A 13,069-nucleotide genomic window follows, 5' to 3' on the forward strand; every position below is an offset into this window, starting at 1 on the left:
CCTTCCTCCATTTTCCTCAATCATTAGTTTACTTGCGTCCAAAAGTTTCCCACGCAGCAATACTTGAGCCTTTCGTACTTTCATCAATCACCGTTTTTGTCTCATCCTGTTGATAAGCATCGACGATTTTTTGATACAGCTCATTGTCTTCATCTTCTTTTCTCGCCACAATGATATTCACATAGGGTTTTGACGTATCATCCACCGGCTCTAGATAGATTGCATCTTCGGTAGGAATAAAACCTGCATCAACAGCCATTCCGCTGTTAATAACTGACGCATCCACATCCTGAAGGACACGAGCAGTTTGAGCGGCATCCAGTTCAGTAATTTTCAGATTTCGCTTATTTTCCGTAATATCATTAACTGTCGGAGTCTGCTGTGCTCCTGGATCAACTTTTATTAATCCTGCACTTTGCAGTAATAACAAAGCTCTCCCGCCATTTGTTGTATCATTTGGGATGGCAATTTCTCCGCCGTTTTCTATGTCTTCAATATCTTTTAACTTCTCAGAATAAACACCCAAAGGAGCGTTGACTGTATTTCCAATTGAAACAAGATCCGTTTTATGTTCGGTATTGTAGTTATCCAAAAATATCTGATGCTGGAATGAATTTAAGTCAATTTCTTTTTCTGCCAAAGCAGCATTTGGTTGCGTATAATCCGAAAACTCAATAATTTCCAACTCAATATTTTCTTCCTTCAACCGGTCTTTTACCGATTCCCAGACCTCATTGTTGGCACCAACCACACCCAATTTGACTACCTCATTTTTGTCTATCTTGGCACTTCCTGATGAACATCCGGCCAATACGATTCCTGCTAAAGCAATTGCTGCTAAAAATTTAACTGTTCTTTTCATTTTTATGTCCCCATTTCTAATGTGATGTTTTTTTTATTAATAAATTACTGATAAACTGACTCAGAAAAACCAAAATCAGTATGATCACCGTTGCTGCAATAGTCACGTCTGTTTGAAATCGATTATAGCCTCTGGTAATTGCCAGATTTCCCAATCCTCCGGCACCTATAGCACCAGCCATTGCCGTTAAGCCGATTAAATTGATCACTGTTACTGCTGACACCCGAATAATACTGGGCAGACCCTCAATCAAATAAACTCGAACAATGATGCCAAAAGGACTGGTGCCCATCGCTTCAGCTGCTTCTATGATCCCCTGATCCACTTCCAGCAGCGCATTTTCAATTTGTCTGGCAAAAAATGGCGTTACTCCCACAATTAATGGAACCAGAGCTGCCGTGGTTCCGATTGTCGTTCCTGTCAGCATACGAGTAATCGGCTGAATCAGTGCCAGCATAATAATAAAGGGAATGGAACGACAAACATTTATGAATTTCTCCAAAATATTGTAAACAAGCTGATTTGAAAAAATTCCTTTTGGAGCTGTTGTCACTAAAATGACCCCTAAGATAATTCCTAAAATTCCAGCTCCCAAAGCTGTCCAAAATACCATGTACAGCGTCTCAATTGTACTATTGATAAACTCCTGCTTAAGCTGAATGACATTTGGAAAATAGTTTTGTAAAAATTGCTGCATCTCGTCTCCTCCTATATAACCTGTAATTTCCGTTTTTCTTTATTCTGATTTATCTCTTCAAGTACGCTGACCTTCACCTGCTGCTCTGCCAAAAACTCTCTGGCCTTCACACGTTGATTTTCTTCGCCGCATAAAACGACAATCAGGCGTCCAATCGGCACCTGCTGAACAATTTCTACATTGCCATATAATATGTTCGTAATCACATGATATTTACTAAACAGCTGGGCAATCAGCGGCTCACTCGTCTGCTCTCCAACGTAAGACAATTCTACAAGTTCTTCATTAACAGCCAAATTAGTTAATGTTGGGTGTTCAATGATGGTTTGCAGTGCCTGATCAATATGTGCTGCAGTTCGAATAAAATCCTTCGTCAACTCTTCTTTGGGATCACTGAAGACTGTTACAATATCATTTTCCTCAATCACCTTTCCATCTTCCATTACCGCAACACGGTTGCATACTTCTTTGACAACCTGCATTTCATGAGTGATTAAAACGATGGTAAGACCCAGCTCCTGATTAAGTTTTTTCAGCAATTCAAGTATTTGAATCGTTGTTTTAGGATCAAGAGCGCTTGTTGCTTCATCACAGAGCAGGATTTCCGGATCATTTGCCAATGCTCTTGCAATCGCTACCCGTTGTTTTTGTCCTCCTGACAGCTGGCTGGGATAGGCTTCCTGTTTTTCCTCCAGCCCAACCAGCTGCAGCAGTTCGTTTATTTTTCTCTTTCTCTCCTGTTTATTTAACCCTGAATACTTCAGAGAAAAATCAATATTGTCAAACACAGACCGTTCATTCATCAAATTGAAGTGCTGAAAAATCATCCCAATTTTTTTCCTCTGTTCTCTCAGCCTCCTTGGTGAAAAGCTCAGAAGATTTTCCAGATTGATAATCACTTCCCCGATATTTGGGCGCTGAAGCAAATTGATAACACGAACCAGAGTACTTTTTCCGGCACCTGAATACCCCACAATACCAAACACGTCACCCTTATCAATTTTCAAAGAGACTTCCTTTACCGCTTCTATTTTTTTCTTTTTTTCCTGAAATGTCACACTCACATTTTTCAACTCAATCATAGATTTCACCTCACGTATTTTTTACAAGACTGATGAAGCTTATTTTCAGCTCCACCGTTCAATTCTTTTTTCAGCTGCTCTTCTTCAACGAAAAAAGGCATCCTCAAATGTACAAATTCCTTATACACTTGAGGACGCCTTCTGCGTGCTACCACCTCTTTTCGACACTGCTTCACAGCAGTCTCCTCTGCAGGTACGGTGATTTTCATCACTTATACCTCTGCACTATATCGGGTGCTGCCGTCACCGCCTTATGAAGAAAGTCTCCACTCGGGATGCTGCTCAATGGCCATTTTCCACATGTCTTTTATCACCTGTTTTCAGCTGCCCAGGCTCTCTGTCTGATAAAAATCCATCTGTACTTTCCATCTCAATGCATTCATTATTTATTTGATAAAACTCTTTTCCTCTTTTTCCACTCCTCTATTCCATTTTAAAAAAAGAAAAAGCCCTTCTACTGCAAATACAGTAAAAGGGCGAATAATCCGCGGTACCACCTTCATTGAAACAAACGTGACTTAAATCCGTCTGTCTCTTCTCTAATACAAGTCAGTTTCTAACTTGCTGCATTGATATCGGGTGCCGCCCGAAGTTGCTTACTTATCAACAACTTATCCTCTGAGACCATCTTCAGTTATCCTGTCTTATCTCCTTTCACCAAATGGAGACTCTCTTGAAAGACCGCTCAAACTTACTCTTCTCTTCATCGAATTTAATTATTAAGTGTTGATTAATATCTTATAGGATTTTTTTTATACTGTCAAATGTTTTTTATCATTTTTTTCAGAATAATAATTTACCAGTACATTTCCTTAGCTTACAAATGTATCAAAAGTACTATTAGCCTAGATTAAACTGCGGGCAGTTAAACAGAAAAAGCCTTCTCAGAAGAGTTTGGGACAGAATCAAAGTTCCAAACTCTCGTCATATCTAACCCCGAATAAACAGCGGTACAAAAGCAAAAATTCTTTTTGCGACGAGTAACTGCAGGAGCAACTCCTTCGAGAAGGCTTTGGCCTTTTATTTACTCAGTTTTTAGCTGTTCATTATAAATCAGCGATTGTTATCCCTTTTCCAAAAATTTGCTCCCAGTCAGCAATAAAATCGTCTACAGCCTTTTGAATAGAAGGCATGCCAAATGCCTGTTTGAAAATATCTGTTCCCATTGTAGCGGCCTGCGCTCCGCATTCTAAAGCATTATTTACCTGACCAACATTTTTAAAACTGGCTGCCAGTATTTTCGTAGAACTGCGGGTCCTTTCAATTTCTTTAGCCATCTCAGCAATACTTTTGCACGGATCAATATTCAAATTTTCCATTCGGTTAAAATATGGGGCAATATAATCTGCTCCTGCGGCAATTGCCAAGTACGCCTGAAATTTAGTATAGATAGCAGTGGCAGTTACATTAATTTTTTTCTCCTTCAACGCTTTGATTACTTTCAAACCTTCTTCATTCACTGGCACTTTAATATAAACATTTTTATCAATATTTTTCAAAATCGCATCAGCATCTGCCAGCATTCCTTCAAAATCCTGAGAGACCACTTGAACATGCAGAGAATTTTCAGAACCAATAATTGTACGAATTTTTTTCATGTGTTCAAAGAATACTATTTTTCCTTCATTTTTAACAATGGAAGGGTTAGAGGTAACACCTGCCAGCGGAACAATCTCCTTATATTTCTTTATATCTTCTAAATTCGCTGTATCAAGCATAAATTCCAATTGACGTCACTCCTTTTCTTTTTTACACCCTCAGTTTATCAGCTCTAACTCTCTGAAGCCTTATCCTCACAACGAAAGTTTGCGAAAATCAGTAAAATCAGAGGTTATCCTCAGCAGCTTATCAAAACGTGCACATTTGTGCACTAAATGGATTCGAGCTCTTTTGTTCTATTCAAGGAGACATCAACAGAAAATTTCCAAATACCTTTTATTCCAGTCCATCAACATTTGGATGAATACCATTATTCTCAAACAGTTCTCTAATTTCAGTTATTGTTTTTTTAGAAAGAGGCTCACTGTCTTTCATTTCATAATTCCAACCCAGATATTCATATTTACTGCTGCCATATTGGTGAAAAGGAAGCAAGTGCACTTCTTTTATATCTAAGCGATTTAAATAGTCAATTATCTCCAACAAGTTATTTTGGACAGCTGTATAACCGGGAATTAAAGGAACACGAGGTATCAGATCAATTTCATCACGGTATGCCGCTGCCAGTTCAAAATTTTCTTTTATAGTATTTACATCCAGACCAATTACCCGCTTCGCATCTGCGGCATTCATTAATTTCAAGTCAAATAACACCTGATCCAAATAAGGCAAAAGCTTTGCCAGACGATCAACTGGAAAACATCCTGTTGTTTCAATAGCTGTATGAATCCCCAAATCATGAAGCTCTGCCAGCAGTTCTGCAGCAAAATCTGCCTGCATCAATACCTCACCGCCTGAAAGAGTAACGCCTCCTCCTGAAGTTCGATAGAAAATTTCATCTTTCAACACCTCATTAACTACTGTTTCAACATCATACCATTTTCCCACGGTTTCCTTTTTGCCGTTTTTTACCCAACTAGTTGGTTGAACAGCCAACCTTGACTCAGGATTTGAACACCATGGACAGGCTAAAGGACAGCCTTTCAGAAATACGATTGTCCGGATACCTCCTCCATCATGAATCGAGTAGCGCTGAATATTAAATAGTAAGCCTTTATTCTTCATGAATATCCCTCTTTTTATAGTTCATGCTCTACACGAGCGATAATATCGTCTTGGATTTTCTTATTTAAATCAACAAAGAAAGCACTATAACCAGCCACACGTACCAATAACCCCGAGTACTTCTCTGGTTCTTTTTGTGCGGCAAGCAGTGTTTCTCTAGATTGAACATTGAACTGAACATGCTGAATTTTCAATTTTGTATAAGCCATTAGAAAATCAGCAAATTTATTCAGTCCCTGTCTTCCTTTAAGTGTATTCGGCTGAAATTTCAAGTTCAGCAGGCTGCCGTTAACAGTCAGATAATTATCCAGCTTACTGACTGATTTCAAGACTGCTGTAGGTCCCAGTCGATCACGTCCGACCATTGGCGACAGACCGCCGTCAGCCAACTGCTCCTGGGCCTTTCTTCCGTCCGGTGTTGCCCCGACTGCTTCTCCTAAAGGAATATGTGCAGAAACTGTATAAGCTCCGGGAATAAACTGCCCTCCACGGACATTCGTATATTTTTCCAGCTCCTTCGCATAGTGACGAAACAGTTTAGCAGCAATTTCATCAATCTCATCATTATCATTTCCATATTTATCAAAGTCCTGAATCACATGGTTTTGAAGGATTGCATAATCTCCTTCAAAATTAGCTTCCATTCCGCTCAACAACTCTGAAAAAGTCATTTCCTTGTTTTCAAAAATCATTTTCTTGATTACATACATGGAATCACTGAGATTTGCTTCTCCAATTCCCTGTACACCGGAAAAATTATACCGTGCACCGCCTTCTGTTACATCTTTCCCGTTAATTAAACAATCCTGAATTAATACTGATAAAAATGGAGTAGGCGCGTAATGGCGATGACCCAAATCCACAATATCTGAGCCCTTTGCTACTAATTCAACATAATAAGAAATACTGGATTTAATATCTTCCGTCAATTCATCATAAGTTAAATCAGTCTTGTTTCTCAATTTATACATACTAAGCTCCATAATTCTCAACAAATTAAACAGTGCAATATCATGAAGCCCGTATGTTCGTCCCGGAATACTCGTTTCTACACAACCAACCGTTGCATAATCTCTCGCATCATCCAGTGAAACCCCTTTGCTCAAAAATCCCGGTATACACACTTCATCATTAAAAAGTTGGGGAATGCCCGTACCCAAACGAATAGTTTCACAAGTCTTTAATAAAAATTTCCTTGGAATAAGCTCATTCATTCTTACAGATAAATTTGGCTGCGGCAGCAAAATTTCATGATACAGCTCAAGCATGATATAGGATAATGGATTAACAGAAGCCTGTCCCAGCTCATTTAATCCTCCCAATACAACCGTATATCCAGTGGGAAATCCTGCAAAGCACTTGGCACTGCTCTCACTCCTCAGCAAAACAACATCATTGGTTTTAATGTAAAAATCTCCCAGTACTTCATATAAAAATTCTTCCGAAATACCAGCTTTTTGAGATTTCACATAGAATGGATACATGTATTGATCCATTCTCCCGAGTGAAAGCGAAGATGCATTTGATTCATATTGACCAACAATACTTGTCATCCATAATAATTGGAGTGCTTCATAAAAGGAGTCCGGTTTTTCTGTACTTAGCTTAAGACACATATTTGCGATCGTTTGTAATTCTTTTCTTCGTGTATCATCCGTTTCATTCTGGACCATTCTTTTTGCAAGAGCACTGTATCTCAAAAAGTGATCTTTCATGGCATTAAAGAGAATATGTCCGGCTTTAAAAAAATCATTTTCAGGCTGCTCAGCCATTTTTTCTTCTAAAAGTTGAATATAATGCTGTATACCGTAAGTCAGAATAGACGGAAAATCCATAATTATATGACCCTGTCCTTTATCCGTCTGATTCAGTTTGAAAACTTCCTTTTTCAGTGCATCATTGATTTCATCTGTAATCTGACTGGTGATAAAATCCTTCATCGATCTGCCTTCCCAATAAGGATACAGTTGTTCGCGATAGATTCTTTTATCTTCTTCAGTAAATTCAAACTGATCTTGCGGGCGGATGTCAATCGTATCAATTTCTTTCACAATCCAGTATGGGTCCATTTCAGGAGAAAGAATTCCAGAGCGAGGACGAACAGTTCGATTTCCAACGAGAAGTTCTCCTTCACGAATACTGATTTTTACGTGATTCATAACATGTTCCACAGCTTTTGCACGCCGTATAATAACAGGCTGTCCTTCTGTTTGTTTATAGCTTTCGGTATAGAAAAGCGCGCGTTCCAATGATATCCGTCTTTTTTCTTTAAACAGATTATCTTTCATTCGCTGAATCCGCTCATTTCCATTCATTACTACATTTACAATATTTTTTTCTTTCTCGATAACTCCGTTTGACATTATTAATCCTCCTTCCTTTTTCTCATTTCCAGTATAAAATATACAAAGGCTTAATTCCATGTTTTTGTTGGATTTAAAAACGAATTCCATCAAAATATTTACAAAAACCAATTTTTAAACATTTTTTTCTTGGATCAATGTATTATTTTAGTGTAAAATAAATGAATAATTGATAATTGGAGGAATTTAATTTGAAAGCTTCTGAAATCACTGCTCGCAGAAATCGAATCTCTGAGCTGCTGTATCAAAATCAGACGATGAAAGTAACTGAGTTAGTTGCTATTTTTAATGTTTCAGATGAAACCATTCGAAAAGATCTGAGCTATTTGGAAGATGAAGGGATCTTAATAAAAAAATATGGACGAGCTGAACTGGTACAACAGGAAGAGCTGACACCAGTAATCAACCGTACCCCCATTCATCTAGATAAAAAGCGACAGATTGCTGAAAAAGCAGCAGAACAAATTCCCAAGCATTCCTGCAGCATCGGATTAGATCAGGGCAGCACGGTGGCTTTACTTGCAGCAAAAATCCAGAAGCTTTCTGAAAAACAAATTTTTACAGGCTCCTTGGCAGCAATTTTAGAACTGGTGAACAGCCAGCATCAGATTTACTGTTTTGGAGGACGTTATGCCTTTAATGATATGGCTTTTCACAACGACACCTCTATAGAGCTTTATCCTGATATTCAGTTGGATCTATGCTTTTTTGGCTCAAGCGGCGTTCAAAATAGAGAAGGCTTTTGTACGTCTTCTTTGGTTGATGCAGAAATAAAGAGAAAGCTTCTAAAAAAATCTGCAAAGAAAATTGTTTTACTGGACAATACAAAATTTGAGTCAACCTCTTTGGTACAGGTTGCTTCATGGAAAGAAATTGATCTGGTCATTACCAATCATTTTATTTCTCAGAAAGATCGAGAACGAATCAGTGCACAAACAGAGTTGATCACTGTTTAGAAACGATTAGATCCTTCAGCTGATTCTTCACTACCTGCAAAGTAATGTGTTTGAAATAAATTTAAAAGAGAGAGCGGGACAGAAATAAAGCCCCAAACTCTCTTCGTATCTATCCCCGAATAAACGGAAGTACAAAAGCAAAAATTCTTTTTGCGACGAGTAACCGCAGGAGCAGCTCCTCCGAATTAAGCCGAACGATCCTGAAAATATGAGGAGCTCCAGTTCCTTCACCGAATAGGTAACAGGACTTCATCTACTCTGCTAAAGCAATCCTAGTGAAGCCTGCCAACTCTCGCATGTTTCATACATAGAAATTGATGGGATCGAAGCACAGCGGAGTATAGTGTATCAATTCTCAGCTATTCATTCTATAAATAGTGTTCCTTGACAACTTTCGGATATTCCTTCTTAATTCTCGGAGCTGATTGCTTTTGTCACAACCTCCCCTTATTTTATTTACACGTTTATCAAACTACATAATTGTAATATCTAAATCAAACTCTTTATCCAGCCCTGTATGTGTCTCCATTTCCTCCGCTTTTATCTCTTTTTTCAGCACCACAACGATCACTGCAGTAACCACAGCACCTAGAAGTGTTGCTGCCGCATACATCAGCGGATTGGAAACAACTGGTAAAACAATCCATCCGCCCCATGGTGCGGGATTTCCTGCACCTAAAGTCATTGCTGCAGCAGAACCAATTGCTCCGCCAATAATATTGGCAGGTATTACCCGAAATGGATCAGCTGCTGCAAAAGGAATTGCTCCTTCAGAAATTCCAACCATCCCCATAACAAGAGCTGCTTTACCGGAATTTTTCTCTTCAACAGTAAACTTTTTAGGAGCAATCAGTGTAGCAAGTCCCATAGCCAGCGGGGGAACACAAATCGCCACTCCGATACCGGCCATAATCAGCAATGCCGTATCACTTGGCACACCTGTTACAGGGTCCAGAGTTCCGACCATAGCAGAGCCAAATCCAAAAGCCACTTTATTAATAGGCCCACCCATATCCGAAGCAATCATTGCACCAAGAATTAAACCAAGTACAACCAGATTTCCCGTTCCCATTGCTTCCAGCCAAGCAGTCATTGCTTCCATCGCTGCAGCAATCGGCTGCCCGATCACCCAATACATCAGTCCGCCGACAATTATTGTTCCAAGTAAAGGAATAATAAAAATTGGCATCAGTGAACGCAAGTTGGCAGAAAGTTTAATTTTTTTCAAGTAAGAAACGGTTATTCCTGCCAAAATCCCAGATAAAATTCCGCCGATAAAGCCTGCTCCAATATTGCTTGCGATCATCCCTCCGATAATTCCTGGCGCCAAACCAGGACGATCCGTCATTGAAAATGCAATATACCCGGAAAGCATAGGGACCATTAAGCCCAGACCAGTAATCCCTATATTAGCAATATCTGCAAGAACTCCTTCACTTGGGACAGCCGCATTTCCAGAGAGGAGCACACTGACAGCCAGCATAATTCCTCCTGCCACCACAAAAGGAATCATGTAAGAAACGCCGGTCATCATATGCTTTCTGGCATCTTTCAATAAAGAAATAAGTTCATTCATATTCTCTCCTCCTAGTTTTTATCCTAATTTTTCCTGAATCTTTTTGATTATCAACTCTGCTTTGTTTATACAATCCCCCGCACTCACTCGAACAACCGGCTTTCCTTTGAATCGTTCTTCATTCTTTATTCCAATATTATTGGTTAAAATAACAGCTGAGGCTGCCGCAACCTGTTCAGCTGAAATTTCATTTTCAATTCCTATTGACCCTTGTGTTTCTACACAAATTTCCACACCATTTTTCTTTGCTGCAACCTCCAGACTTTCTGCTGCCAAATACGTATGGGCTACTCCTGATGGACATGCTGTCACTGCGACTAATTTCATCTTCTTCCACTCCTTCTTACTATTTTCTAAACTGTTATGCTTGTCAGACTATCATTGATCAATTCAACAATTTCCTGCTTGTCTTCTGCTGTTTCCAATTTATTTCTAAATTCATCATGAATTAATTTTCGGGATAAACCGGCAATCATTCGCAAATGCTGATCTCCTTTGCATTCTTCTGGAACAGCTAAAAGGAAAACAATTGTCACATTTTTTCCATCCAAGCTGTTCCAGTCCACTTCATTCTTTAGACGGCCGAATGCAACGGTGGTTGCTTTAACATGCGAGCACTTTCCATGTGGAATTGCAATACCAAAACCGATACCTGTTGAGGTTAATTCTTCCCTCTCAATCACACTGTCAAAGTATCCTTCAAAATTATTTATGCGATCATCCAAATCTATTTTATTTGCCAAATGTCGGATAATTTCATTTCTTGAAAGTCCCTCAACCGATAAATCCACTAACTCTGTATTAATCACTTCTGCCATATGTCTTCCTTCTTTCAATTGGATAATTTATTTACAAAATCAAAAACCTTCTCTCTGCTCATAACAATCTGATATATTTCCGAGAGTATTCCTTTAATATATTTTCGGTCTTTTTCCGAAATACAAATCAGGATAATAACCTTCACTTTATATGCATCCCAGCTTATTTCACCATTTAAAACAAGAACACAAATTTTTGAATGCACAACATTCTTGGGGGAAGCATGTGGAATCGCCACACCTGTTTCCAAAGATGTTGCCCCTAATTTTTCTCTTTCAAATACATCAGTTCGAAAGGCTGCTGTCACATCACCTGATTTTTCCAACTTATTGATGATAAAATCCAGACAAGCTTCTTTATCTCGAATATCTTCTTTAAAAAATATATAGTCAGAATCCAGCAAATCAGCCATATACGTAAAATCTTCTGTAAACATCTCATTGTCTGCAGATTCTTCCAAAAATACTTCTGAATACAGTCGGGAGATATTCTTTAAATCTGTTTGACTGATTAGCGGCGAAACCTGAACAACCGGTTTTCCTACTGCCCCAATTGCTACCGAAGAAATGATGAAATCTATTTTTGAAAGATCGTTCCTTTTCAGCTGACTAAGCGTTGTTACCTCCAAAGAATCTTTCTGCGGCAGCATTTTTCTGACTTTATTAATAATCAGTTCTGAGGTTCCAATACCCGTAGGACAAACGATCAGTATTCTTTTTCCAAAATCCATTTTTTCCAGTGCTACCTGAAAATAAACAGTCAGGAAGGAAACCTCATCATCATTAAAAGTCAATTGAAGTTGTGTCTCAATATCTGTCAGTGCAAAACGAACAGAGTTAAACGTCAAAGTGTACTGGTTTTTTATTTCTTCCATAAGAGGATTATTAATAGTGATACCGGACTGCACACGGTAAATCATTGGTATAAAATGAAAAATTAGTCTCTCCTTCAGTTCATTGTCGGAAGCAAATGTCAGTTCGAAAATCTCACTCATATTTCTGATTAGCTTATCTACGCTTTCATTGATTACTCTGTTTGTCTTACTCGCTTTTTCCTTTAACTTAATGCCTTGTGAAATAAGTAAATGATTTAATCCTTCAATTTCCGTTTTTGCATACTTAATTGGATGGATTAACGAAACTTCTGCAAGTATTGAATTGGAAAGATAGTATGTCTCTATTGATTTGATCTGTTCGAAAAGGAAGTTGCTTTCCCGTTCCAGCAAGTACCCATGTATAGTTCTATACAAGTAGATCAGTACATGAAGTGTTGCAGATTTTAAATAATGCCCTGGAAAATAAAATTCATCTCCATCATATAATTCAGCCATTTTCCTGAAGACATACCTCGTAAGTTCTTTATCAAACAACTCTCCGAATATTTCTGGTCCGATACGTTCAAATTCTTCCATTGATTCAAGCTTATGATTCTTCATTAGCTGTTCAGCAAGTAAAAACAAACTCTTTCTAATCTCCTCTTCTTCTGCAAGGATACTCGTTCCGCGTTTCGTACTGGATAACTTTATACAGTATTGAGCTTGGATTTTCTCCAAATCATTTTTAATTGACGTCGAACTGACAAAATATTTATCCATCAATCGCTGATAGGTAATTGTCTCATTATCAATGAGCATAGCTGAAGCAATCATAAACTGTCTATTTTCAGGACTTTCTCTGTCAATTCCATCACTGTTTTTTTCTCTGCAAAAGCTTCTATTTCTAATTGCCTCTACAGAGCCGGTCAATCGAATACCCAAACATCTTTTTTTCTCAAGCTTTACAGGCAGCTCATTGCTTTTGATCCATTCATTGATTGCATTCAAGTCATCATAGGTTGTACGCACTGAACGATTCATTTTTTCAGCAAGTGCAGTTACAGATATGAACTCTGCATCCCAAGCCAGAATATTTATCATTTTCTGCTGCCTCTCAATTAACTCTTTCATTATTCCTCCTCCCTGTAAACGTTTTAGCTTAAACAAAATATAGCA

11 protein-coding genes and 2 other annotated features are annotated in these 13,069 nt (G+C 38.4%); of the genes, 1 reads left to right on the forward strand and 10 read right to left on the reverse strand.

Features of this window, described 5'->3' with window-relative positions:
• Positions 1–28 precede the first annotated feature (28 nt).
• From LI954_RS10440 to LI954_RS10465, 6 genes are all read right to left on the reverse strand, one after another.
• On the reverse strand, positions 29–862 hold the full coding sequence (locus tag LI954_RS10440; RefSeq protein WP_202067727.1) for a MetQ/NlpA family ABC transporter substrate-binding protein: 834 nt from the start codon (positions 860–862) through the stop codon (positions 29–31).
• A 16-nt stretch (positions 863–878) separates the two neighbouring features.
• Positions 879–1,559 (reverse strand): methionine ABC transporter permease, encoded by a 681-nt coding sequence (locus LI954_RS10445; protein WP_202067726.1) that lies wholly within the window; start codon positions 1,557–1,559, stop codon positions 879–881.
• An 11-nt stretch (positions 1,560–1,570) separates the two neighbouring features.
• The gene (locus LI954_RS10450; protein WP_229444436.1) at positions 1,571–2,641 is read right to left on the reverse strand and encodes a methionine ABC transporter ATP-binding protein; all 1,071 of its coding nucleotides are present in this window, start codon (positions 2,639–2,641) and stop codon (positions 1,571–1,573) included.
• A gap of 127 nt (positions 2,642–2,768) precedes the next feature.
• Positions 2,769–3,024: a binding site (T-box leader), on the reverse strand.
• An 86-nt stretch (positions 3,025–3,110) separates the two neighbouring features.
• Positions 3,111–3,357: a binding site (T-box leader), on the reverse strand.
• A gap of 330 nt (positions 3,358–3,687) precedes the next feature.
• On the reverse strand, positions 3,688–4,368 hold the full coding sequence (locus tag LI954_RS10455) for a fructose-6-phosphate aldolase (RefSeq protein ID WP_229444437.1): 681 nt from the start codon (positions 4,366–4,368) through the stop codon (positions 3,688–3,690).
• 208 nt (positions 4,369–4,576) lie between these two features.
• Positions 4,577–5,365, reverse strand: a complete 789-nt coding sequence (locus tag LI954_RS10460) for a glycyl-radical enzyme activating protein (protein ID WP_202067723.1) — start codon at positions 5,363–5,365, stop codon at positions 4,577–4,579.
• 14 nt (positions 5,366–5,379) lie between these two features.
• On the reverse strand, positions 5,380–7,728 hold the full coding sequence (locus tag LI954_RS10465; RefSeq protein WP_267491469.1) for a formate C-acetyltransferase: 2,349 nt from the start codon (positions 7,726–7,728) through the stop codon (positions 5,380–5,382).
• Positions 7,729–7,919: 191 nt separating this feature from the next.
• Between LI954_RS10465 and LI954_RS10470 the strand changes: the two genes are divergently transcribed.
• A complete protein-coding gene (locus LI954_RS10470; RefSeq protein WP_229444438.1) occupies positions 7,920–8,684 on the forward strand; it encodes a DeoR/GlpR family DNA-binding transcription regulator in 765 nt (254 codons plus the stop codon).
• Between the two features lie 472 nt (positions 8,685–9,156).
• Here the strand turns inward: LI954_RS10470 and LI954_RS10475 are convergent, their stop codons facing one another.
• The 4 genes from LI954_RS10475 to LI954_RS10490 are packed head-to-tail and all read right to left on the reverse strand — an operon-like array spanning position 9,157 to position 13,024.
• Positions 9,157–10,260, reverse strand: coding sequence for a PTS fructose transporter subunit EIIC (locus tag LI954_RS10475; RefSeq protein WP_202067720.1), 1,104 nt, complete (start codon positions 10,258–10,260; stop codon positions 9,157–9,159).
• 18 nt (positions 10,261–10,278) lie between these two features.
• Positions 10,279–10,587, reverse strand: a complete 309-nt coding sequence (locus tag LI954_RS10480; protein ID WP_202067719.1) for a PTS fructose-like transporter subunit IIB — start codon at positions 10,585–10,587, stop codon at positions 10,279–10,281.
• Between the two features lie 26 nt (positions 10,588–10,613).
• On the reverse strand, positions 10,614–11,078 hold the full coding sequence (locus LI954_RS10485; RefSeq protein WP_202067718.1) for a PTS sugar transporter subunit IIA: 465 nt from the start codon (positions 11,076–11,078) through the stop codon (positions 10,614–10,616).
• Between the two features lie 14 nt (positions 11,079–11,092).
• The gene (locus LI954_RS10490) at positions 11,093–13,024 is read right to left on the reverse strand and encodes a BglG family transcription antiterminator (protein WP_229442064.1); all 1,932 of its coding nucleotides are present in this window, start codon (positions 13,022–13,024) and stop codon (positions 11,093–11,095) included.
• Between the last annotated feature and the right edge of the window lie 45 nt (positions 13,025–13,069).

The organism is Enterococcus sp. CWB-B31 (genome assembly GCF_020567645.1).
Lineage (GTDB): Bacteria > Bacillota > Bacilli > Lactobacillales > Enterococcaceae > Enterococcus_L.